The following is a 21,248-nucleotide window of genomic DNA, read 5'->3' as shown; positions in this document are numbered from 1 at the left end:
TCGCATCGGTTGAAGTCCTCGCCGCGGCCCGGTCCGTAGCCGCTCCCGCGTGCCGCCGACCGTCGCGGACAGGTCTGGTCCCGCCTCACGCAGGCGACGGCGGCGACGACGGTCTCCGTCTTCTCGTCGGACCGGATTTCGGTGGAGGACGGCCGGGCGTGGTCGTCCAGAGCGGTGTGGAGAGATACCTCGCCCAGCCGGGGTTCGCGGCGCCCGGCGTGGATCAGCTTCGGGGGGCTCGCGTGGTCGCGTGCCTCCCCTGGACGTATTCGTCGCGTCGTACCGCCTACGGCGCGGTCCCGGCGTGGGCGGCGGGCGCGACGGTAGCGGCTGAGGGTCGGTGGACCGGACGGTCGGCAGAACCGACCGTGCCGACACGACCCAGGGTTCGGTAGCGCGTCACCCGTCGGCGGCGGCTTCCGGGTCGACGCGGAAGCGTGCGACGGCGCGGGTGCACGGACTAGCCACCGCATACCCACACGGCGAGCCAACACCAGTCGACCAGCCTGAACCGCATTGGCGGAGGCCACGTGAGACGCCGAGGACCCTCCGGCCGGTGGGACGCCGGACGGCCACACCAACACCGGAAGCCCCCGCACGCGTCAGGCGGAGCGGGGGCCGCCGACCTCGATGGTCGGCACACCGAGTCAGTACACCTAGATCGCGGGTTCCGTGGCCTTGTGACGGTGGTAGTACCGGGCCACGCGGGCCCGGTTGCCGCAGATGCTGGGGTCGCACCAGCGACGGCGGGAGTTCTTGGGCAGGAACAACCAGATGCACCGCGGGTCCGCGCACTCACGGACCTGGTGGACCGAACCGTCGGCGATCATGGCGGCCGTCGCGGAGGCGACCGAGGCGCACAGGCGCTCCACCGCGGAACCGGAACGGAGTTCGACGGAGGTGACGGCGCTGCCGTCCCATCCCAGTCGCGGGATGCGCGGCACCGCACGCATGAGGTCGTTCAGTAGGTCCACGGACGCGTCGGGCGGACGCTTGCCGTCCCGGGCGGCGTGGATCAACGGATAGATGGCATCCCGCGTCGCGTGGATGGTGGCGAGCTCGGCGTCGCCCAGGGCCGTGATCTCTGTGGGGCTCAGGTCGGACACCCGGTCCCCCACGAGTATGAGCCACGCGTGCAGCTCCTCCGGGGTGGAGATCAGGTCCACCCTGCCGCTCCGACAGTGGACAACGGTGTTCACGAAGTCCAGGGCCGGCGGCTCCCCCACGAGTGGGGCCACTTCACTCCACATGTTTGTATGCTATCCGACTGTGTTGACCCATTAGAAGCTTCCTGCCTAACGTGGGCTGTTGGATGACGGTCACGCGATGGGGGGTCGCTGTGGGGACCGACAACGAGGACGAGTACCTGTTCGACAGCACGACCGACCTCGGTGCGCGACACCTGTCACTCCTGCGGCACCTCTTCGATCCGATGTCGATCGACATTCTGCACGCCGCCGGGGTCAACGCCGGAGCCCGCTGCCTGGATCTGGGGACCGGCGCCGGATCGATCGCGCGCTGGATGGCCGAGCGATCCTCCGACGGCACAGTGATAGCACTCGACAAGGACACCGAGCAGATCTCCGACGACACGGGGATCGAGGTTCTGCGGCATGACATCACCCAGGGCCTCCCCGTTGACGGGCCCTTCGACGTCATCCACGCCCGACTGTTCCTGATGCACTTCCCCAACCGCGCGGAGATCGTCTCCCAGCTCGTGGAGCGACTCGCGCCCGGCGGTTGGCTGGTGGTCGGCGACTTCCATGGCTCCGAGCTTCCCGTCCTGTCGGTGCCGAGCCCCGGTGACGCCGAGTTCTTCCGTCGCATGGTCGCCCTCGGGCACGACGTCGTCTCCGACGCCTTCGGCGTCTCCTGGGACTGGGCTGGTGAAGCGCCGCGCCACCTGATGGACGCCGGTCTGGAGAACGTGCGGGCGACGGAGTCCCGGTCGACGATGACGGGGGGCGACCCCCGATCCGCGCTCGCGCTGTGCCTCAACCGCCAGGTCCAGCCGCTGATGGAGCGGGCCGGCGCGACGGCGGACGAGATCGCCCGCTTCCACCGGCTCCTGGTGGACCCGGGGATGAGCGCCTGGTTCTACCGAATCGCCTACACCCGCGGGCAACGTCCGACGGAGTGATCGGACCGGCCGTGTGGCTCGGGTGGCGAGGACGGCGCCGCCAGAGCCGCACGGTCACCGGCCTTCGGGGAGCACGGGGTCAAGGAGCGAGGCGACCAGGCTGTCCGCCGCCCCGCCCGGGACCTCGTCCACGAACTGTTCCAGAAACGCGCGCTGGAAACACGCCCCCAGCAACAGGGCGGCGATCGCCTCGGGATCGGCCTCCGGGCGCAGACGACCCAGATCACGTTCGGCACGGACGTAGTCGGCCACCGCGCGGACGGGCCGGTCCGGACCGGCGCCGTGCTCGGCGTTGGTCGCGCGCTGTCGCGCGATCAGGTCCGGCTCGGCGAGCATCGATCCCGCCATCGGGAACGACGCCGAGTAGAAGTCGATCGCCGCGCCGACGACCTCTTCGAGGTTCTCGCGCACCGTCCGCTGTCCTACGTGGCGTGTCGCGTCCATCAGCGCCGCTCCGAGGGGTGGGAGCCGCTCCACGATGACGCCGAGGAAGATGTCGTGCTTGTCCCGGAAGTGCTTGTACAGCGTGGCCTCGGAGAAGCCCGCCCGCCGCGCGATCTCCTTCGTCGTCGCGTGGGCGAGGCCGAGCTCCCGCATGACGTGGGCGGCGGCGTCGAGAATGCGCTCCCGGGTCGTCACGTGTGTTCCTCCCGGATGGATCAGATGGTTCTTCCTCTGACCATAAGGTAAGCAAGTGCTTACTCGGCGGCGGGTGTGCGGGGTGGACGCGAAAGAGCCCCGGCGGACGGCGCCGGGGCTCCTCGTTCCTCTCCGCTACCGCAGCGGATCGAAGAAACGCATCAGGGACGAGCGCCGACCGGTGACCATGGACTCGGCGAGCATCTTTCCGGTGAGCGGGCCGAACACGATGCCCCACATCCCGTGCCCTCCGGAGACGTGGACCCGCGAGGACGTGGTCTGCCCGACCAGCGGCAGCCCGTCGGAGGTGAGCGGGCGCGACCCAACCCACTCGTCGAACCGGGCGTTCCAGTCGATGCCGGAGAACATCGGTCGGGCGGCGTTGATCATGCGGTGGATGCGGCGGGGGTTGAACGGTGCGTCGGCGCGCTGGAACTCCATCGCGCCGGTGACGCGGAACCGGTCCCCCAACGCGTTGCAGGCCAGGTGCTCGGCCGGCAGATAGACGGGGTGGGTGGGCATGGACTGCGGCTTCACGCTGAAGCTGTAGCCGCGCCCGGGGCGCATGGGCACCCGAACGCCGAACCGCTTGGCCAGCTTCGGGAGCCACGTCCCGGTCGCGAGGACGACCGCGTCGGAACGCAGCTCCTCACCGTTGTCCGCGACCACGTCGACCCCGTCCACGTGGTCGCGGACATCGGCGACGGTGAACCCTTCGGTGACCGTGCCACCGCGCGAGCGCACCGCGTCCGCGAGCGTCTGGGCCAGCTTGGGCGGGTGCACGAAGCGCTGCCCGTGCACGAGGGCCCCCATCCGCACGTCCGCGCTCAGCATGGGCTCCAGGGAACGGAGCTCCTCACCGCTGACGAGGTCGTACTTGACCTCACAGCCGACCCCTCGCACCATCTCCAGCTCGTCGACCAGGTGCCGCAGACCGGAGCGGTCCCCGCACGCCGCGAGCAGGGGCACACCCTGCTGCATGGGCAGGTCCACGCCGCCGTCGACGAGCTCGTCGTAGGTCTCCAGGCTGCTCCGGTTCGCCTCCTGGAAGATCGACATGGCGCGGCGCCACCGGCGCGGCATGCTGTGCTTGGTGAAGTCCATGAGGAAGGACCACAGCTCACGGTCGGCGCGCAGGGGGATGGTCACCGCCGACGTCGGATCCAGCAACGCCTGCGGGCCGGCCTTCAACTGGCCCGGCGACGGCATGGGAACGGTGAACGCTGTGGTCAGCAGCCCGGCGTTCCCCCAGGACGCACCGGCGGCGACCCCGGTGGAGTCGACGACGGTGACGTCGACCCCGTGTTCCTGGAGGTACCACGCGGCGGACAGGCCAACGGTACCGGCACCGACCACGGTTACCTTCTGCGGACGGGAACTGCTTTCCACCACGAACCCTCCAGGGAATCGATTAGTCCAACGGGCGACGCGCGGACTCCGGCATCGCGATGACAGGAACGAGGGCGACGAGCGCCGCCCCGATCAGATAGAGCGCCGGAACCTGCAGGTTTCCCGTCGCGTCGACGATGTAGGTGACGACGAACGGCGCGGTGCCGCCGAAGATCGCGAAGGAGATGTTGTATCCGATCGCGACGCCCGTCCCCCGGACCCGGGCCGGGAAGAGGGCGGGAAGCGTGGCGGTCGTGGTGCCGAGGATCGGGATCTGGCACACGGCGAGGATGAGGATCCCGACCAGGACGAACTGCCAGGTGCCCTGTCCGATCAGCAGGAACGCCGGGTAGGCGAGCACGATGTAGGCGACGGCCGCCGTCAGGAGCAGGGGCCGACGGCCGAGACGGTCCGACAACCGGCCCGCGAAGGGGATGCCAAAGGTGAGCACGCCGCCGGCGACGAACACGAGCAGGTGGGCGGTTCCCGCCGGGAGGCGCAGCTCCTCGGAGAAGTAGCTCGGCATGTAGGTGAGGAGCGTGTAGGTGCCGATGCTGGAGTAGATCATGATCCCGCCGCAGATCAGCACCCGGCGCCACTGGGCGCTCAGGGTTTCCCGCACGGGGGCGCTCGCCTTGGCCTCGTTCTCGTCGATGGCACGGAAGTTCGGGGTGTCCATCAGCCGGAACCGCAGGTACAGGCCGACCGTGCCGAGGGGCAACGCGACCAGGAAGGGGATCCGCCATCCCCAGGTATGGAGGTCGGCCTCGCTCAGCGTGTAGGTGAGCAGCGTCGTGATTCCCGACGCCAGCAGGAACCCGGCGATCGCGCCGAACTCGAGCCAGCTCGCCCAGAATCCCCTCCGCTCGTCGGGCGCGTACTCGACGGCGAACGTCGAGGCCCCGCTGTACTCTCCACCCACCGCGAACCCTTGGACGAGGCGGGCCGTCACCAGCGCGATCGGCGCCAACACCCCGATGGTGTCGTAGCCCGGCAGGAGACCGATGGCGAAGGTCGCACCCGCCATCACGAAGATCGTGATGGTCAGGGTGCGCTTCCGGCCGATCTTGTCGTTGAGCGGCCCCAACACCAGTGCGCCGACCGGGCGAATGACGAACGCGACGGCGAAGGTGGCGAAGGAGTAGAGCAACGACGTGACGGGATCGGCCTGAGGAAAGAAGACAGCCCCCAGCACGACCGCCATGTAGCCGTAGATGGCGTAGTCATACCACTCCGTCGCGTTGCCGATCATCGCGGCCGTGACCGCTCGGCGCCGCATGGCGGGCGTGATGTGCTGGGGGGAGAGGTCGTCCGGGGACGCCTCCGGGGTACGTGTCACCCGACCTCGATGAGATCCGCCGCCCCGTGGGTGACCACACGCGCCCCGCCGTCCTCGATCACGAAGGTCTGGCTGAGGCCAACACCGGCGCGGCCGAAGGACCGGAAGGAACCGGGGATGTGGAACGCCATACCCGCCTGGAGGGGCTCGTGGTTGTCCTTGGACAGGTAGAAGGGGACCCCGTCCATCCAGTGCGGCTTGTGGGCGAGCCCGACCGGGTAGCCGAACATGAAGTGGAACATGACGTCGTCGGGCAGAGGGCTGATCGCCTCGGTGGCGCGCGCCGCGACCTCCGAGGCGAGGACGCCCGGCTTCGCGGTCTCCAGCACCGCCTGCACCGTGTCCCGCGACAACTGGGCCAGGGCGGCGTCCGCCGGGTCCAGCGGGCCGCGCAGCAGGGTGCGCATCAGGGGTGCGTGGTAGCGCTTGTGGGTGCCGGCGTACTCCACGAAGGTCGTCCCGTCGGCGACGGGCCGGTTCACCCAGGTGGCGTGCGGGATGCCTCCGCGCGGTCCGGTCGCGGCGACCGGTCCCCACACCGACGACGAATCCGCGTCGCGGTAGAGGGCCTCGGCGATGGCGGCGCAGACGGAGGAGTCCGTGGCGCCGTCGCGGCCCGCCTCGGCGACCGCGGCCTTCGTGCCGGCGTCGGCGACGAGGCCCGCCTGCTCCACGCAGCGGATCTCCTCCTCCGACAGCACCAGTCGGGCCCGCTCCACGAGGTAGTCGCCGTCGACGACGGTGATCTCGCGGGCGCGGAGGATCTCCACAGCCTGTGGAGGGGTGGAGGCGTGTCCGAACTCCACACCGACCCGAGCCCCCGCGGGCAGCAGGCCGACCGCGTGGCTCAGGTAGCCGTCCAGACCGCTCAACCCGTCGGCGTAGCCGCAGTACCGGATGTTGTCGACGCGGGACGTCGCCAGGGCACGGCCGACCTCGAGGTCGGGGACATAGAGGTAGCTGGTGGACTCGGTGACCAGCAGCGGCTGGGGCGCGGTCTCCATCGTGTGGTATCCGCACAGATACTCGACGCTGGACGGCCGGAAAACGAGCATCGCGTCCACACCGAGCCGCGCCATGCGCTCGCGGATATCCCGCTGACGGGCGCGGTAGGTGTCATTACCGAACGACGGCCCTTCGGTTTCCACCACACCTGCGGAATTCTCGCTGGTCAGCCAGCTAGGCGCGCCAGACGCCCCGAGGCGCGCGACGTCCGTCGGAAAATCGTTGCGTGACTCTAGACCCATTGTGCTCTCTTTTCGCGCCGAAGTGACCAGGCCGTGGACAGAGGGGCGTATGAAGAGATCCCGCGGAGATCACCATTCATCGGCAGTGTAGAGATCAACTTCTCTTCAGGTCTATTGAACACTCCTTGAGGAAATGCTTTAGTTCTCCTTGATGGAACTCTCCTTACACCGCCTGCGGATGCTGTACGAGTTCTCCCGGTGCGGCACGGTCACCGAGACGGCGACGATCCTGCACTACACACCGTCCGCGGTGTCCCAGCAGTTGGCGGTTCTGGAGCGCGAGGTCGGTCTGGAACTCCTGGAACAGGTGGGACGACGGCTGCGCCTCACCGAGGTCGGCCGGGTGCTCGCCACGCACGCCGGTGAGGTCCTGGCCGCCGAACGGCGCGCGCGGATCGCGGTCGAGCAGGCACAGAAGACGCTGCAGGCCGAGCTCACCGTCGGCGTTCTCGCGACCCTGGCCAGCTCCCTGGTGCCACCCGCCCTCGCCCGGCTCGCCGAGCGTCACCCGGGGATCCGGGTGAAGACGCGGGAGGTGCCGCCGGAGCAGATGCAGACCGCGGTCCGGGAGGGAGAGCTGGACCTCGCGTTCGTCCTGGACTACCCGGACGCCCCGACCGCGTGGGACGCGAGCGTCGTCTCCACCCCGATCTGTGTGGAACAACTGCGCCTGGTGACCCCGCCCGGCGCCCTGGACAGCGCCGAGCCGGTTGACCTCGCGGAGTTCGCGGACTTCTCCTGGGTGGCCTCCGAGGCCAACACCCAGTTCGGACACGCGCTGCGCATGGTGTGCCAACGCGCCGGCTTCGTCCCCCACATCGCGCACCAGGTGGACGAGCAGGCCACCGCCATGGCGATGGTGGCCGCCGGCCTGGGCGTCACCCTGGTCGCGGACCTGGGGCTGTCGCTGCGGCCGGCGGCGGTGGACATCGTCCCCCTGCGCGATCCGATGACCCGTCGGGTGCTCGTGGTGCGCCGGCAGGCCACCGGGGACCGCCCCTCCGAGTGCGCGTTCGTCCGGGCGACGTTGGACGCCGCCGCCGACTTCGGGCTCACCCCCGACACCGACGCGGCGGCGACGAGCTGGACGCCGCCACCGGCGGAGCGCTTCGGCCCGGGGACCACGAGCGGCTCAGGGACGGTCGACCCGATACACGTGGTGTAGCGGGTCGTCGGCTGGGTTGTCCGGCTCCATCGGGCCGCTGCCGACATAGTGGAACCCGGCCTTCTCCAACGCGCGCCAGGAGGCACGGTTTCCCGCCGCCACCGGGACGAGCACACACGTCGCGTCCGGCATGTCGGCCCAGGTGCGCAGCACGACGGCGTGGATCATCCGGGGCCCGAGCCCCATCCCCAGGAGCTCAGGCGGGCCGAGCAGATAGTCGATGGACACCGCACCGTCCGGGACGGTCAGCACGCTCGCGAACTCGTCCACATACTGTGGATAGTCCGCCAACCGGTGTCGTTGCACGAGCCCGATCGACCGACCGTCCTCGACGGCGACCAGGTTCTCCCCCGCTTCCTCGCCACGCACCGAGGGCCCGAAGTCCCGCGCCACCGCCTCCGGCGTGTACTCGTGATTCCACCACCGCGCGACCCGGGGCTGGGCGAGCCACTCCCGGAGCAGGGAGAAGTCCGCCTCGGTGAGGGAACGAAACGTGATCATCGATGGTCTCCTGTGTCAGCGGCGGGCCAGCGTGCGCACCCCGCGGTCGGTGAGGGCCATGCAGGCCGCGAGCACGATGACGCAACCACCCCCGATGAGAACATTCGTCGCGCCGAAGTGCGTGGCGAGAGGGCCGATGGTCATCTGCCCGACCGGCAACGCGAGAAACGACCCCAGCACGTCGTAGGAGTAGACGCGGGCGAGCCGGTCGGGGGGGATGTTCTGCTGGACCGACACCTCCCAGGCCACCAGGAAGTGTTGGATCCCGACCCCGCTGAGGAACATGAACAGGAAGAGCGGGACCAGCCCGGGCGAGAGACCCAACAGGACGACCGGGATGGCCTCGATCATCGTCAGCGCCACGCCGAAGCGGAGGGCACGTCGGGGCTGCCACCGGGCGGCCCACAGCCCACCGACCAGAAGGCCGACGCTGTTCACCGTCAGCATCGCCCCCCACACGGCCCGCCCGAAGGTCTCGTCGGCAACGGCGGGCCCCAGCACGGTCACCGTGCCCGACCACACCACGTTGGCCAGCATCACCTGAAAGATGACGAGCCACACCCAGCGACGGGAGACGAACTCCGACCAACCGGCGACCAGCTCCCGCAGCGGGTTCCCGCTGTCCTCGCCCGTCGGCTTCGCCTCGGTCGGAGGGAGCCGCAGCAGGACGAAGCACACCCCGGCCGCGGCGAAGGCGAGGCCGTCCACCGTGATCGCCCAGCCCGGACCGATCACGGCGACGAGGAGGGTACCGACCGACATGCCGGTCACCCGTCCCGTCTCCAGGCCCACGCGGATGATCGAGTTCGCCTGACGTAGTTGGTCGGCCGCCACCAACTGGGGAACCAGGGCCGCGGCGGCGGGGACGTTCACGGCGCCCGCGGCCCCGTTCAGCGCCGCCAGCACGAACATCAACGGCAGGGTGGCGATGTCGAGGAGCAGCGCGCCCCCCAGGACGAGCTGTGTGGCCGCCGCGAGCGCGCAGCCACCCCGCAGGATCAACGCCCGGGAGAACCGGTCGGCCAGGACCCCACCGAAGAGGACGAGGAGGATGTTGGCCAGGGTTCGCGTGCCGACGACGAGCCCCAGTTGGGCCACCGAACCCGTGACGTCCAGCACCGCGAACGCCAAGGCCACCGTGGCCAGGCCGTTCCCGACATACATGAGGGTGCGGCCCGCGACCAACGCCCGGAACGGCCCACCGCGCAGTGGCGCCGTCATCGGGACGCGGTCAGGACCGACGTCGCCCCGTCCCATCGATCCCCCATCTTCCCGCCCACACGGCGTTCTGGCAGCGCCGCGTCAGCGTAGCCGAGGCCCGTGATCGACAGAAAGCGATATTCCGTACGTGGGTCACCTTCCGCGGTCGGCTCACGTCGAGGGGACGGAGGGGTGCGCACAGAGCACGCGGAGCGCGGACCACTGAGAGGGGTACGACCATGACCACACGACGCGCGATCGAGTTCGAGACCGCCACCGACGAGGCCGCCGCCCGGGTGGTGGCCGCCCTGGACGAGGCGTTCACAGCCCTCGCCCGGGAGCGGCCCACAGGGGTGGGACTGGAGTACTGGCGCCTCGGAGGCGGCCGCCGCTTCCTCGCGGTGATCGAGTTGGCGGACGACCAGAAGAACCCACTGTTGGGTCTGGAGGCCACGCGTGTCCTGCAGACCGTCATCGGTGGCGCCGCGGTCGGCGGGTACCCGACACCCGTTCCCGTCGACCAGGTGGGGACGTACGGCCGATGAGGACGGAGAGGAACGTGGACCCAGAACCAGGACCGGAGGCGGGCGGCCCGCTCGGGGCGTATGCCGAGGAACGCACCCGGCTCAGGTCCCTGGCCTTCCGCGTCACGGGCAGCGACGCCGACGCCGAGGACGCCCTACAGGAGACGTGGATCAGGGCCGCGCGGGTGGACGCGCGCGACATCCGCAACCCCGCCGCGTGGCTGACCACGGTGACCACCCGGGTGTGTCTCGACCTGCTGCGCAAACGACGTGAGGTGCCGTGGGACCCCACGGACATCCCCGAGGAACCCGGTGCCGCCCCGGACGACCAGGCGCTGTTGGCCAGCGAACTGACCGAGGCCCTCACGGTGGTCCTGGAGCGGCTCACGCCACCGCAACGGGTCGCGCTGGTACTGCATGACGTGTTCGGCTCACCCTTCGACGAGGTGGCCCGGATCCTCGACACCACGCCCGGGTCGGCCAAGAAGCTCGCCAGCCGCGCCCGGGGACGGGTCCGGGCCCTGCCAACCCCCGCGTCCGACCCGGACCCCGACGCCCGACGGGTGGTCGCGGCGTTCCTGCGTGCGGCACGGCAGGGGGACGCCGACGGGCTGCTCCGCCTGCTCCACCCCGACGTCGTGCGGACGGCCGACCCACAGGCCCTCCCCGCCGGGACGGCGCAGCGGGTACGCGGCGCCGACGCCGTGGTCGCCGAGACACGGGTCCTTCGGGCCAACGCCCGACGCGCCCACCTGGTGAGGGTCGACGGGCGTCCCGCGATCGCGGTCGGCACCGAGGCTGTCCTGCTGTTCCACGTCGAAGGGGGTCGCATCCACCACTACGACGTGGTCGGGGATCCCTCGCGCCTCGCGCTGCTGCGCGTCACCCCGACGGAGGGAGGGCCGACCGGATGAGCGTCGCCTACGCGGTGGTGGTCATCGCGACGATCGCCGCGAACCTCGGCATCGCGGCGGCCGACTTCGCCTCCGCCCGATTCGTCCTGAACAACTCCGCGGAGGTCGGGGTCCCCCGGGCCTGGCTGCCGCTCCTGGGCGCCCTGAAGGCCGCCGGAGCCGTGGGGTTGCTCCTCGGCCTCGCCGGTGTCCCACGACTCGACACACTCGCCGCGGCCGGGTTGACCGTCTTCTTCCTCGGCGCGGTGGGAGCACACGTGCGCGCCCGTGTGTTCCACAACATCGCGTTCCCCGCGACGTACCTGGTGCTCGCGGTCGCGAGCCTCCTGCTGTCGATACTGGTGTGAACGTCGCTAGTTCGGGTCAGCCAACCTCGGCGCGCCGAACCGCGGCGAGGAAGGCACGCCACTCGTTCGCCGGCACCGTGAGGTGACCCCGCTGTCGGTGGAAGGTGTCTCGGATCAGGGTTCGACCGGGCTCGACGCGGCACTCGACGCAGTTGGAGTTGCCCTGGCTGTAGGTGGACGTGCGCCACTGGGCGATGGACATGATGGGCGCCTCCCTTGGGGTTTCGGAAGCGGACCTCACTCCAGGGCATGCCCTCCTGCCCGGAGCTGAAAACCCTGCGTGTCTGGCCGGTCCGGTCCGCGGGGCACACCTCGTCGCACGCCGCCGACGCGCACCCGTGCTCGCCCCTGGGATGGTTTCCCCCGCTAAAGCGGGTCAATGTGCACCCCCACATGCTCGGTGCGTAGGAAACCTGAGGGGGGCGCGGAAAACCTGATGGGGTGAAACGGGCGTGGTGGGAGGGGTTAGTGGTTGGGGGCGGCGTCGTGTGCGGGGGTGCGTACCGCGAACCCGGGGACGGGCAGGTCGGCCGAGACGGCGATGGCGGTGTAGGCGTGGTAGATGTCGGGGCGGCCCTGCCAGATGGTGGTCGAGGGGCGGAGCTGGGCGTCGAGTTCGTGGTGCCAGTTGCCGGAGTCCACGAAGTGGCGGCGGACGTGTCCCCAGACGTCGTCCGCCAACGCGCGGTACCGGTCCTCGCCCGTGCGACGGTGGAGCGCCTCGGCCGCGGCGATGGCCTCGGCGGCCACCCAGTGCATCCGCAGACCGACCACCGGACGGTCGGACCAGTCCAAGGTGTAGCAGAACCCGTCGCTACCGTCCTTCGCCCACGCGTGCCGAACGGCGGTGTCGGCCAGCCGTCGGGCGTGCTCCACGAACGTCGCGGACCCCTCCGGCAACGCCGCCTCGATGTGGAGGAGCAGCCTGGCCCACTCCAGCGAGTGGCCCGGCGTCCAACCGTAGGGACGGAACGGGTCGGCCTTGCGGTCGCTGTTGTACTCCGGGAGTGGCTCCCACTCCGGTGAGAAGTGCTCGGGGAGCCGGTCCCCGAACGCGGATGCCTGGCGGACGATCAGGAAGTCGGCGATGCGGGCCGCGCGTCGTGCCCACGTGGGGTCGGACGTCGCCGCGGCCGTGGCCAGGAAGGCCTCCACCATGTGCATGTTGCTGTTGGCGCCCCGGTAGGGCTCGGGAACCTCCCAGGCCCTGTCCCAGTCCTCGTGGGCGAGCCCGGCCTCGTCATCCCAGAACCGCTCCAGCACCACCGCGGCGGCTCGGTCCAAGAGCTCCCGACCACCGCTGACGCCCGCGCTCGCCGCGGTCGCCCCGGCGAGAAGCACGAACGCGTGTGTGTAGGCCGATTTGGTGGGTTCCCGCTCCACCCCCGCTTCGTCGACTCCGGTGAACCACCCGCCGTGGGTCTCGTCGCGCAGCGGGCCGAGCAGGGCGCGCACGCCGAGCTCCGCGATCGCGCGGGCGCCGACCGTGCCGTGTCGCCAGGCCAGCGCGCCCACGTGGGTGGCGCGCGCCGTGAGCCAGGTCTGAACGCCGCGTTCCCGCATCGGCTCGCCGTCGTCGTCCAGCCACTGCACACCGTTCGCGTGGGCGGCACGACCCGCCCACGCCACGAGTGTCTCTCGTTGACGCTCCCACCATCGCTGGGGATCGACGTCCGGGAAGGCCGGAGTCACGTCGTTTTCGGACATGTTGCCTCTCTCGCCGGAGGTGTCGACGTGGGGGAAGTTCGCAAGGCACTGCCCATCACGATGGGCACCGAAGTGTCGGAGAGTCAAGTTGTTCACCACAGTCGGTGCGTATCCGCTGGTGGGCGCCAGTACTGTCCTCTGGTTCCCAACGGGGGCCGGGCGTGCGGTGGAGCACCCGCACACCGTCGGCGTCCCGTCCCTGCCGGTTTCGGTCACACCACCTCGTCCGACGACCGTGCGGCCGGATTCGGCGGCGCACCCCGGGTCCAGGACGCCGCACCCGCCAGTGGCACACTCGATGCGGGCGAAAGGGGAACGATTGACGGAGACTCCGGACCAGTCCGACACGTCCAACGGGCCGTCCCGGAGGCTTGGTCGACCCTTCTGGTTCCTGTGGTCGGGCATGAGCCTGTCCAACCTGGGCGACGGTGTCGCACTGATCGCGCTGCCGTGGGTCACCTCCCAGCTCTACCCGGACCCGCTGGCGGTGTCGGCCGTGGCCGCCGCCGGGCGGCTGCCCTGGCTGGTGTTCTCCCTGCCCGTCGGGGTGATGCTGGACCGGGTCTCCCGCCTCACCGTGCTCCAGTTGGCCAACTACACCCGGATCGGGCTGTGGGCGCTGATCGCGGTCCTCCTCCTCACCGGCCACGCGACGCTGCCGGTGTTGGTGGTCGTTGCCTTCACCATGGGCGCCACGGAGGTTCTCTTCGACACCGGCGCGGAGGCCTACCTTCCGACCGTCGTCCACCGGGACGGTCTGGCCACCGGCTACGGGCATCTGCGGGCCAGCGAGATCGTCGCCGGGGACTTCGCCGGGCGGCCGATCGGTGGTGCCCTGCTGGGGTTCGGGATGGCGGTTCCCTTCGCGGTGACGGCTCTCTCCACCTCGGTGATCGCCGGTCTCCTCGCCTACCTCCGCCGCGTGGCTCCGTCCGACCGGCCAGACCGAACCGGAACGGTGGAACGCAGCCACGTACTCGCCGATCTCGCCGCTGGGCTCGGCATGGTGTGGCGGGAACGCGTCCTGCGCACCCTCGCCGAGGCGTCGGTCCTGATCAGCGTGTTGTTCGGCGGCATGCTCGGCATCCAGGTGCTCTACGCGCAGGTCGTCCTGGGAACGGACGCGTTCGCGCTGGCGGTCCTGCTCACGGTCTCGGCGGGCGGGGCCGTCGTGGGCAGCCAGCTCGCGGGGCGGGTGCTGGTCGGCGCCCGCGTCGCGCCCGGGCTCCTCGGCTGCCTGGTGTGCTTCGCCGCGTCGACGGCCGGGCTGGGGTTCACCGGCCACTACTGGCTCGCGGTCGTGCTGTTCGCGGTGGCGGCGGGTGCGGTGGCGTTCTTCAACGTCGGCGTTCTCGCCCTACGCCAGGACGCGACCCCGGAGGAGTTCCGCGGCCGGGTGGGATCGGTGTTCCGGCTGTTGCAGTGGGGCCTCAGCGCTGTGGGGATGCTGCTCGGTGGTGCCGCCGCGCAGGTCGCCGAGGCCTACTGGGACGAGTCGACGGCGTTGCGGCTGCCGTTCCTGGTGGCTGGGGTCGCGTACGGCGCCTATCTGCTGCTGTTCGGTTTCCGGCTGTACCGGGACACCGCACGACATCACGGACAGACGCAGAGGCCCACGGACGAGCGATCGGACTGACCGCGCCGCCATCCAGGCGGCATAATCGAGGAGTGCGAGTCAAGAGGAGCGCCGGAATCCTGATGTTCCGGGAACGCGACGGTGTAGAGGTTCTGATCGGCCACATGGGCGGCCCCTTCTGGGAGAACCACGACAAGGCGGCGTGGTCCATCCCCAAGGGGGAGTACACCCGCGACGAACCGGCGATCGACGCGGCCCGCCGCGAGTTCGAGGAGGAACTGGGCCTCCCCGTCCCGCCGGGCGACCTTCTCCCCCTCGGCGACATCCGCCAGCCCGGCGGCAAACTCGTCACCATCTGGGCCCTCCACGGCGATCTCGCCCCCGACACCATCGTCCCGGGCACGTTCTCCATGGAGTGGCCACCCCACTCAGGCGCCTACCAGGACTTCCCCGAACTCGACCGCGTCGCCTGGCTCCCACCCGCCATAGCCCACGACAAACTCGTCACCGGCCAACGCCCCTTCCTCGACCGCCTCAAGGAACGCGTGACGGGGTGAGCTCCCCCGGGGGCCGGAACACTCTCCATCACCCCCGGCGTCCTCGGGCGAGGCGTTCGAGGAGTTCCTGTAGGACGGCCCGTTCGCCTCGGGTGAGGTCTGGGGCGGCGGTCTCCAGGGTGGCCATCAGGGTGACGGCTTGGTGGGGGAGGTCGATGCCGGGTCCTTGGGCGTGGTTGTGGAGGTCCGCCGGTGGATCGGCGGGGCCTGAGGGGTCGAGGACCCATGGCGTGCTTGGGACGGCCTCGGCGCCGTGTGCCTGCGTCACTGTGCTCCCTCCGACTCCGTGTCGTCCTCCGCCTCGGCCTCGTCCTGGGCGAGGGCGGCGCGTTTGCGGGTGATCATGGTGGCCACCGCGATCGGGACCGACGCGAACGCCAGGGCCCGCATCCACGGCCGGTCCAGCACGTGTCCGGTGGCGTGGTCGAGGGACACCTTCCCGGGCCCGGAGACGATGAGGGACATCGCGGTCAGCCCGATCAGCATCGGGTACTCGTAACCGCCGCTCATGTTGAAGAACCCGTTGGGCTTGTGTTGCTCCGCGGCGACACCCATCGCGCCGGCGACCGCTGCCGCCCCGCCGGGGGTGCCGAAGCCGAGCGCCAGTGCCGCGCCACCCACGGTCTCGCTCACGCCCGCCACCAGAGCCATGTTCTGACCCGGCCGGTACCCCATGGAGTGGAAGCCCTTGCCGGTTCCTTCGATCCCGCCTCCACCGAACCAGCCGAACAGCTTCTGGGCACCGTGTGCCGCGATGGTCGTTCCGATGGCGGTGCGCACTCCGAGCACCGCCACGTCTTCCCGGCCGCAACCTCATATCTGACTCCCCCCGGATGTGACCCCAAACAGATTCCGCGACCTCATACCCGGATCCAGAGAAAGCCAAAGCAGCGGACCAGTGAAGACACCACCAACCGATCATTGCCCTGCCCTGACCGACACTTCAGTGCACGATGACGAACAGTCCGCTGACGACGAGGGTGAACGCCCACACCCGGTCCATGGTCACACCCTTCCAACGCAGGGCGTGGACGCCGAAGAAGTCATAGACGACGAGCGCGACCACGGCGACGGCGAAGAACATCGCGGCGGTGTGGACCCCCGTGGCCACCAGGCCGAGCACGGTCGCGTCGGCCAGGTCGGGCCCGGTCTCCGGCGCCGCGACGAGAGGTGCCGCCGAGGCGGCGGCGTGGTCATGGCCTCCGCCGGGCACGCCCCGGCCCTGGGGCAGGTCCCCCGCGAGCACCGGCACCATCATGAGGCCGGCACCATGCATGGACGCCATGAGGAACGACCATCCGGCCAGGTGCGAGGTGGACGGACGCAGACCGTGCCACTGGTGGTGCCCCCGTGAGATGAGCAACCACGCGCCCGCGCCGACCACGACGACGCCGAGGATGACCGTGAACCAGCGGGACGCCAGCACCGACCCGGTCATCGTGATCGCGAGCGCGAACAGGACCACCGAGGCGGCGTGCCCCGCCGCGATCGGCGACACCGCCAGCAGCAGCGCCCGCCGACTACGCTCCTGGAGCCCACGCGACACCGCGAGCATCCAGCCCATCGCCGGATTCACACCGTGGAACAGTCCCAATCCCACCAGCGCCCAGACCTGGCCGGCGCTCACGGGCCACCTCGACCACTAGGGCTCGAACACGGGGACGGAGGGGCGATGGGGTGGGGGGTGGCGAACGCTGGTTCCGGTCCGAGACGCACCATGGTCGCTGGCTTCCTCACACGCTGCCCCCCGGCGCGGGAGAGGAAACCGAGCGACGCAGGGGCTCTCGCACACGCATCGTAACCGCGCGACGACCATTCCCTCACCCCCTGGCCCACCACGTCACGCACCCCCTACGCCCCAAACTGGGAAGGGTGTCGTGCTCTGCCCGGTCGGCCGTGGTCGCCCCACCTACCCGGCACCCGGGCCGGCGGGTTCGTCGTGGGTGTGGCGACCTCGGTGCATCGGCCCTGACCAGCGCGTTCGCCGTCACGGACCGTCCTGGGCGAGACTCCGCGTGGCCCCTTGTGACGGCGGACTCCGAGCGTATTCTGGAAGGGAATCCCGGATGCGGGATCGCGCCGATACCGGGGCCGACGGCAACGCGGCCCGTCCCGCGAATCCGTCCGTCACGGGCAGACCGTGGGGGTGCGTCCGCCACCGGCGGCGCACCCGTGGGAGCGCGAGTCGCTGGGAGGGGAGGCGGCGATGGAGTTCGAAGAGCCCGGAAGTATCTCCGACACCTGGAGCACCGACCATCCGGGACCGTTTCTCGTCGTCGGACACAACGCCCAGCCGGAGGCCATGTCGGCGCTCGCCACGGCGGTCGGGCTCGCTCGCCGTCTGGGGGCCTTCATCCACGTGGTCCACGCCATGACCATGGAGGACTTCCCGATCGACCCCGACTCGCTCTACTGGGAGCACCAGGGGGACCAGGAACTCGCCCGCCAGCGCGAGATGGCGGAGAACTACCTCAACGAGACCGACGTGCGATGGGCGTACCACATGATCGGCCGCGACCCCTTCGTCGCGCTCCACGACGCGGCGGAGCGCTGCGACGCCCTCATGATCATCGTGGGGACCCGCCGGGCATGGCTCACCCACCTCCTCCGCGGCTCGGTCGCACACCAGCTGGAACGTAACGCGGGCCGTCCCGTACTGCTGGTGCCGACGCCACAACAACGGTGACCCGGCCCTCGCCCGAAGGTCCGGTGGAAAGACCGTGCGTCGGGGTGTGGGCGCTGGTAGCTTCTGCCGCGTGCGCGACCAACCAGGCGACCTGAACGAACGCGAGCTTCACTCGGCACTGGAGGTGTGGGGCATCCACGCCGCCACCCTGCGGTTCACCCCGCTGGGGTTCGGCGATCACCATTGGATCGCCGAGGAGGACGCCGCCAAGTGGTTCGTCAAGGTCTGCGATCTCGACGCCAAGCCCTACCTCGGCGCGGATCGACGCCTCACCTTCCGGGCGCTGCGACACGCCATGAACACCGCCGTGGCGCTCCAGGCGACTCCTGGCATGGACTTCGTCGTGGCACCGGTGCGCGCGGAGTCCGGGGAGACCGTACATCCGTTGGGCGCCCGCTACGCCGTGAGCGTGTTCCCGTACCTGGAGGGAGCGCCGGGGCGGGTTGACCTGCCCTTCCCCGACCACGAGCGCGGGCGGATGCTGGACATGCTGGCCCAGCTTCACCAGTGTCCTCCGCCGCTGCACACGCCACGCGCCGAACGGCGGCTCCCCGACCGCGACATCCTGGAGCGTGCCCTGACCGACGTCGTGACGCCGTGGCGAGAGGGTCCCTTCGCCGAACCAGCGCGCGAGGCGATCATCTCCCACTCCACAGCCCTGTGGTCACGGCTCGCCGAGTTCGACCACCGGCTGGCCGAGCTGGACCGGCGTGGCGCACCCGAGGTCGTGACCCACGGGGAACCGCATCCCGGCAACGTGATCCACGACGGCGACCGCCGCCTGCTCATCGACTGGGACACCGTGGGACTCGCCCTGCCCGAACGCGACCTGTGGTCGGTGCTGCGGGAGGAACGGGACATCGAGCGCTACGTGAAGGCCACGAACACCGAGGTGGACACGTCGGCGCTGGCGTTCTACCGGCTGAGGTGGGACCTCAGCGAGCTGTGTGAGTACACGGCGTGGTTCCGAGCTCCACACGAGGACACCGGGGACCTCCGCACCGGCTGGGAGGGCTTCGCGTCCACCCTGCGGGGGCTGGCCGGCGGGTGAGGGTGTCGTCCGCCGGCCCCACGGCGGACGACGATCCCTCCCCACACCCCCACCGTCACGCCGACCGGGCGAGCCGGAATCCCAGGTCGTCCGTGCGCAGGGTGGGGTGGCTCTTGCGGCGGCAGGACGCGCGGCAGCCGTGGCGGTGGTCGTTCCACCCACCGCCACGGAACACGCGGTACGGCCCGTAGACGCGCGGGTCGAACCGGTCCCAGCACCATTCCCACACGTTGCCGAGAGTGTCGTGCAGACCCCACGCGTTCGGCTCCAGGATCCCGACCTCCCGCACGGTCTCGCCGGAGTTGCGTCGGTACCACGCGATCGCGTCGAGCTCCCCGTACCGCACCCCGGTGGTCCCCGCCCGGCAGGCGTACTCCCACTCCGCCTCGGTCGGCAGACGGTAGCCGTCGGCCGACCAGTCGCAGGTGACATCCAGGCTGTCCGGATTCTCGGCGTCGGGGCCCAGCGTGTAGCAGGGCTGGAGGCCCGCCTCTCGGGACAGTTGGTCGCAGAACCGCACGGCGTCGCGCCACCCGACCTCGGTGACGGGAGTACGCGGGCCGGGGGCGTCGTCCTCGTTCTCCTCGTCCGCCGGCCGGGCACCGAGGACGGCCCGGTAGAACTCGCGGGTCACAGGGACGGGCGCCAACCGGAAGGCGGGGATCTCGACCGGCCATTCCGTCCCCGACCCCTCGTCCCGGAGCAGGATCCGTCCCGGTGGGATGGCTACCGTTTCCTCGCCCATCAGAATGCGAAGTTCCGGAACAGGATCGCGGCGAGCGCCAGTCCCACGAGCAGGTTGAAGACGGTGGCCAGGGCGAACACCCCGATCGGCCGCCAACCGGCCTCACGCAGGGAGCTCAGTTTGAACTCCAGTCCGATGCTGGTGAACGCGGCGATGAGGAACCAGTCGCGGAGCGCCTTCGCGGTATCCAGCCCCGCCTCGCCTGAGTCCCCGGTGACGTTCGCCCAGACCGTCGCGATGACCGAGGCGAGCAGGAACCCCAGCACGAACTTGGGGAACCGCTCCCAGAGCGCGCCGAGCCCCGGCCGGGCGGATCCACCCGCCGGTGCGACCCGGTAGGCGAAGTAGGCGGTGAGGGCGACCGCGACCACGCCCATCAGCACGTTCTGGGTCGCCTTGACGATGGAGGCGATCTGCAGCGCCTCCTCGCCGACGATCGCCCCGGAGGCGGCGACCGCGGCGGTGGTGTCGATGTTCCCGCCGATCCAGGCCCCGGCCTGTGCGGTGTTCAGGCCGATGAGCTGGACCAGCCACGGAAGGAGGAAGATCGAGGGCACCGCGAAGACGATCACGAGGCTGGCGGTGTAGGCGAGCTGTTCCCGCTTGGCCTGGACCGCGCCCGCGGCCGCGATGGCGGCGCTGACGCCGCAGATCGACACCGCGGAGGACAGCAGGGCACGCAGTCGGGAGTCGAGTCCGAACCTGCCGCCGATCCACCACGTGAACAGGAAGACGGAGGTCACCAGGAGCAGGGCCTGGAGGACCGCGGGTCCGGCCGCACGGACGATCACGTCGAACAGGACCGTGGATCCGAGCAGGACGAGGCCCGTCTTGATGAAGAACTCGGTGCGGAACGCGCCGGCGAGACGGTCCCGCAGGCCGGTGAGGCTCAGCAGCCCGTTGGCGAGCAGTCCGATCAGGATCGCGTACACGGGATACTCGACGGCCTCGGCGAACCCGCCGAAGGTGGTCCCCGCCGTCGTCTCCGGGACGAACGACTCCAGGAAGCGGGTGGTGGCGGCCAGGCCGAGGACCAGGGCCAGGCCAACCAGCAACCACGGCACCGACGGCGAGGACACGGACGTCTCGTCCCGCTCCTCCGCCGGCGGGGGTCCGCTCTCGGGACGCCTGGGACTCGCGGAACGCCCGGAGCGGTCGGCGGACTCGTCGGCGGGGACCGCGAGAGCGGGGTCCTCGGACTCGGGGGTGGACGCGGCGCGCGCGTCGGTGTTGTCGCCCATCAGGGCACCAGTCCCGCGGGAATCACGCCGACCAGCGCGAGGATCAGGAGGGTCAGGCCGGTGATGGCCGCGACCCAGTCCTCGTTCAGTCGTTTGGCCCCGCGTGGGGAGGAATTCGTGGAGGATCCCGCGCCGGTCGTGGGATCCGGGGGAGGATTGGACTCACTCATGGTCTGCTCCAGGGAACGGCGTCGGTTCGACATCTACTCGTCAGCGGTGTGTGACGCCGCGACACCGTTCGTCACTGGTGGTGTGGCGTGACCAGCCGGACCATGGGCGT

The 21,248-nt window shown here is 70.4% G+C and carries 24 protein-coding genes; 9 read left to right on the top strand and 15 right to left on the bottom strand.

Features of this window, described 5'->3' with window-relative positions; all coding sequences use genetic code 11:
- Positions 1–656: 656 nt before the first annotated feature.
- A complete protein-coding gene (locus J4H86_RS18000; protein ID WP_236538972.1) occupies positions 657–1,250 on the bottom strand; it encodes a CGNR zinc finger domain-containing protein in 594 nt (197 codons plus the stop codon).
- Positions 1,251–1,312: 62 nt separating this feature from the next.
- Here J4H86_RS18000 and J4H86_RS17995 point away from each other — a divergent pair, with 62 nt between their 5' ends.
- The gene (locus J4H86_RS17995) at positions 1,313–2,140 is read left to right on the top strand and encodes a class I SAM-dependent methyltransferase (protein WP_236538970.1); all 828 of its coding nucleotides are present in this window, start codon (positions 1,313–1,315) and stop codon (positions 2,138–2,140) included.
- A 54-nt stretch (positions 2,141–2,194) separates the two neighbouring features.
- Here J4H86_RS17995 and J4H86_RS17990 read toward each other — a convergent pair whose 3' ends face one another.
- The 4 genes from J4H86_RS17990 to J4H86_RS17975 all read right to left on the bottom strand — a co-directional run bounded on the left by J4H86_RS17990 (position 2,195) and on the right by J4H86_RS17975 (position 6,658).
- Positions 2,195–2,779, bottom strand: coding sequence for a TetR/AcrR family transcriptional regulator (locus tag J4H86_RS17990; RefSeq protein WP_236538968.1), 585 nt, complete (start codon positions 2,777–2,779; stop codon positions 2,195–2,197).
- A 135-nt stretch (positions 2,780–2,914) separates the two neighbouring features.
- Positions 2,915–4,171: an NAD(P)/FAD-dependent oxidoreductase gene (locus J4H86_RS17985; RefSeq protein ID WP_236538966.1), complete on the bottom strand. Its 1,257-nt coding sequence runs from the start codon at positions 4,169–4,171 to the stop codon at positions 2,915–2,917.
- A 19-nt stretch (positions 4,172–4,190) separates the two neighbouring features.
- Entirely contained in the window at positions 4,191–5,507 is a 1,317-nt protein-coding gene (locus tag J4H86_RS17980; RefSeq protein ID WP_236538964.1) for an MFS transporter, read from the bottom strand.
- Entirely contained in the window at positions 5,504–6,658 is a 1,155-nt protein-coding gene (locus J4H86_RS17975; protein WP_236538963.1) for a M24 family metallopeptidase, read from the bottom strand. The genes J4H86_RS17980 and J4H86_RS17975 overlap by 4 nt, the downstream gene beginning before the upstream one ends.
- A 247-nt stretch (positions 6,659–6,905) precedes the next feature.
- Here J4H86_RS17975 and J4H86_RS17970 point away from each other — a divergent pair, with 247 nt between their 5' ends.
- Positions 6,906–7,919, top strand: a complete 1,014-nt coding sequence (locus tag J4H86_RS17970; RefSeq protein WP_236538962.1) for a LysR family transcriptional regulator — start codon at positions 6,906–6,908, stop codon at positions 7,917–7,919.
- Here the strand turns inward: J4H86_RS17970 and J4H86_RS17965 are convergent.
- Both J4H86_RS17965 and J4H86_RS17960 read right to left on the bottom strand, forming a co-directional pair.
- A complete protein-coding gene (locus J4H86_RS17965; RefSeq protein ID WP_236538961.1) occupies positions 7,887–8,420 on the bottom strand; it encodes a GNAT family N-acetyltransferase in 534 nt (177 codons plus the stop codon). The genes J4H86_RS17970 and J4H86_RS17965 overlap by 33 nt on opposite strands.
- A 15-nt stretch (positions 8,421–8,435) precedes the next feature.
- A complete protein-coding gene (locus J4H86_RS17960; RefSeq protein ID WP_236538960.1) occupies positions 8,436–9,677 on the bottom strand; it encodes an MFS transporter in 1,242 nt (413 codons plus the stop codon).
- A 182-nt stretch (positions 9,678–9,859) separates the two neighbouring features.
- Between J4H86_RS17960 and J4H86_RS17955 the strand changes: the two genes are divergently transcribed.
- From J4H86_RS17955 to J4H86_RS17945, 3 genes are read left to right on the top strand one after another with little or no spacing between them, the layout of a single operon-like run.
- Complete coding sequence (locus tag J4H86_RS17955; RefSeq protein WP_236538959.1) at positions 9,860–10,165, top strand: hypothetical protein; 306 nt, start codon at positions 9,860–9,862, stop codon at positions 10,163–10,165.
- Positions 10,166–10,179: 14 nt separating this feature from the next.
- On the top strand, positions 10,180–11,058 hold the full coding sequence (locus tag J4H86_RS17950) for a sigma-70 family RNA polymerase sigma factor (protein ID WP_236538958.1): 879 nt from the start codon (positions 10,180–10,182) through the stop codon (positions 11,056–11,058).
- Complete coding sequence (locus tag J4H86_RS17945; protein WP_236538957.1) at positions 11,055–11,405, top strand: DoxX family protein; 351 nt, start codon at positions 11,055–11,057, stop codon at positions 11,403–11,405. Before J4H86_RS17950 ends, J4H86_RS17945 begins: the two co-directional genes overlap by 4 nt.
- Positions 11,406–11,421: 16 nt before the next feature.
- On the opposite strand, the gene J4H86_RS17940 is transcribed toward J4H86_RS17945, so the two are convergent.
- Complete coding sequence (locus J4H86_RS17940) at positions 11,422–11,607, bottom strand: DUF397 domain-containing protein (protein ID WP_236538955.1); 186 nt, start codon at positions 11,605–11,607, stop codon at positions 11,422–11,424.
- A gap of 263 nt (positions 11,608–11,870) precedes the next feature.
- Positions 11,871–13,112 carry an AGE family epimerase/isomerase gene (locus tag J4H86_RS17935; RefSeq protein ID WP_236538954.1) on the bottom strand — a complete coding sequence of 414 codons (1,242 nt, stop codon included), beginning with the start codon at positions 13,110–13,112 and terminating at the stop codon, positions 11,871–11,873.
- A gap of 319 nt (positions 13,113–13,431) precedes the next feature.
- Between J4H86_RS17935 and J4H86_RS17930 the strand changes: the two genes are divergently transcribed.
- A complete protein-coding gene (locus J4H86_RS17930) occupies positions 13,432–14,748 on the top strand; it encodes an MFS transporter (protein ID WP_236538953.1) in 1,317 nt (438 codons plus the stop codon).
- Between the two features lie 32 nt (positions 14,749–14,780).
- On the top strand, positions 14,781–15,245 hold the full coding sequence (locus J4H86_RS17925; RefSeq protein ID WP_236538952.1) for an NUDIX domain-containing protein: 465 nt from the start codon (positions 14,781–14,783) through the stop codon (positions 15,243–15,245).
- Between the two features lie 28 nt (positions 15,246–15,273).
- On the opposite strand, the gene J4H86_RS17920 is transcribed toward J4H86_RS17925, so the two are convergent.
- From J4H86_RS17920 to J4H86_RS17910, 3 genes are all read right to left on the bottom strand, one after another.
- Complete coding sequence (locus tag J4H86_RS17920) at positions 15,274–15,513, bottom strand: hypothetical protein (protein ID WP_236538951.1); 240 nt, start codon at positions 15,511–15,513, stop codon at positions 15,274–15,276.
- A complete protein-coding gene (locus tag J4H86_RS17915) occupies positions 15,510–16,025 on the bottom strand; it encodes a DoxX family protein (RefSeq protein WP_236538950.1) in 516 nt (171 codons plus the stop codon). Before J4H86_RS17915 ends, J4H86_RS17920 begins: the two co-directional genes overlap by 4 nt.
- A 163-nt stretch (positions 16,026–16,188) precedes the next feature.
- On the bottom strand, positions 16,189–16,872 hold the full coding sequence (locus J4H86_RS17910; protein ID WP_236538949.1) for a cell wall anchor protein: 684 nt from the start codon (positions 16,870–16,872) through the stop codon (positions 16,189–16,191).
- Between the two features lie 579 nt (positions 16,873–17,451).
- Here J4H86_RS17910 and J4H86_RS17905 point away from each other — a divergent pair.
- Together J4H86_RS17905 and J4H86_RS17900 are read left to right on the top strand one after the other, a co-directional pair.
- Positions 17,452–17,931: a universal stress protein gene (locus J4H86_RS17905; RefSeq protein ID WP_236538948.1), complete on the top strand. Its 480-nt coding sequence runs from the start codon at positions 17,452–17,454 to the stop codon at positions 17,929–17,931.
- Between the two features lie 70 nt (positions 17,932–18,001).
- On the top strand, positions 18,002–18,982 hold the full coding sequence (locus J4H86_RS17900) for a phosphotransferase (RefSeq protein ID WP_236538947.1): 981 nt from the start codon (positions 18,002–18,004) through the stop codon (positions 18,980–18,982).
- A 55-nt stretch (positions 18,983–19,037) separates the two neighbouring features.
- On the opposite strand, the gene J4H86_RS17895 is transcribed toward J4H86_RS17900, so the two are convergent.
- The 3 genes from J4H86_RS17895 to J4H86_RS17885 are packed head-to-tail and all read right to left on the bottom strand — an operon-like array spanning position 19,038 to position 21,138.
- Positions 19,038–19,727 carry a formylglycine-generating enzyme family protein gene (locus J4H86_RS17895; RefSeq protein ID WP_236538946.1) on the bottom strand — a complete coding sequence of 230 codons (690 nt, stop codon included), beginning with the start codon at positions 19,725–19,727 and terminating at the stop codon, positions 19,038–19,040.
- On the bottom strand, positions 19,727–20,968 hold the full coding sequence (locus tag J4H86_RS17890) for a YeiH family protein (RefSeq protein ID WP_236538944.1): 1,242 nt from the start codon (positions 20,966–20,968) through the stop codon (positions 19,727–19,729). Before J4H86_RS17890 ends, J4H86_RS17895 begins: the two co-directional genes overlap by 1 nt.
- A complete protein-coding gene (locus J4H86_RS17885; protein ID WP_236538943.1) occupies positions 20,968–21,138 on the bottom strand; it encodes a hypothetical protein in 171 nt (56 codons plus the stop codon). The genes J4H86_RS17890 and J4H86_RS17885 overlap by 1 nt, the downstream gene beginning before the upstream one ends.
- Positions 21,139–21,248: the final 110 nt, after the last annotated feature.

Source organism: Spiractinospora alimapuensis (assembly GCF_018437505.1).
In the GTDB taxonomy this organism is placed as follows: domain Bacteria; phylum Actinomycetota; class Actinomycetes; order Streptosporangiales; family Streptosporangiaceae; genus Spiractinospora; species Spiractinospora alimapuensis.
This window is presented reverse-complemented; position numbering and strand designations above follow the sequence as displayed.

Excerpts from the sequence above, each read along its gene's own strand:
- J4H86_RS17935 (WP_236538954.1), bottom strand. The coding sequence starts at position 13,112 with ATGTCCGAAAACGACGTGACTCCGGCCTTCCCGGACGTCGATCCCCAG.
- J4H86_RS17905 (WP_236538948.1), top strand. The coding sequence starts at position 17,452 with ATGGAGTTCGAAGAGCCCGGAAGTATCTCCGACACCTGGAGCACCGAC.
- J4H86_RS18000 (WP_236538972.1), bottom strand. The coding sequence starts at position 1,250 with ATGTGGAGTGAAGTGGCCCCACTCGTGGGGGAGCCGCCGGCCCTGGAC.
- J4H86_RS17940 (WP_236538955.1), bottom strand. The coding sequence starts at position 11,607 with ATGTCCATCGCCCAGTGGCGCACGTCCACCTACAGCCAGGGCAACTCC.
- J4H86_RS17895 (WP_236538946.1), bottom strand. The coding sequence starts at position 19,727 with ATGGGCGAGGAAACGGTAGCCATCCCACCGGGACGGATCCTGCTCCGG.
- J4H86_RS17970 (WP_236538962.1), top strand. The coding sequence starts at position 6,906 with ATGGAACTCTCCTTACACCGCCTGCGGATGCTGTACGAGTTCTCCCGG.
- J4H86_RS17965 (WP_236538961.1), bottom strand. The coding sequence starts at position 8,420 with ATGATCACGTTTCGTTCCCTCACCGAGGCGGACTTCTCCCTGCTCCGG.
- J4H86_RS17995 (WP_236538970.1), top strand. The coding sequence starts at position 1,313 with ATGACGGTCACGCGATGGGGGGTCGCTGTGGGGACCGACAACGAGGAC.
- J4H86_RS17960 (WP_236538960.1), bottom strand. The coding sequence starts at position 9,677 with ATGGGACGGGGCGACGTCGGTCCTGACCGCGTCCCGATGACGGCGCCA.
- J4H86_RS17945 (WP_236538957.1), top strand. The coding sequence starts at position 11,055 with ATGAGCGTCGCCTACGCGGTGGTGGTCATCGCGACGATCGCCGCGAAC.
- J4H86_RS17890 (WP_236538944.1), bottom strand. The coding sequence starts at position 20,968 with ATGGGCGACAACACCGACGCGCGCGCCGCGTCCACCCCCGAGTCCGAG.
- J4H86_RS17885 (WP_236538943.1), bottom strand. The coding sequence starts at position 21,138 with ATGAGTGAGTCCAATCCTCCCCCGGATCCCACGACCGGCGCGGGATCC.
- J4H86_RS17955 (WP_236538959.1), top strand. The coding sequence starts at position 9,860 with ATGACCACACGACGCGCGATCGAGTTCGAGACCGCCACCGACGAGGCC.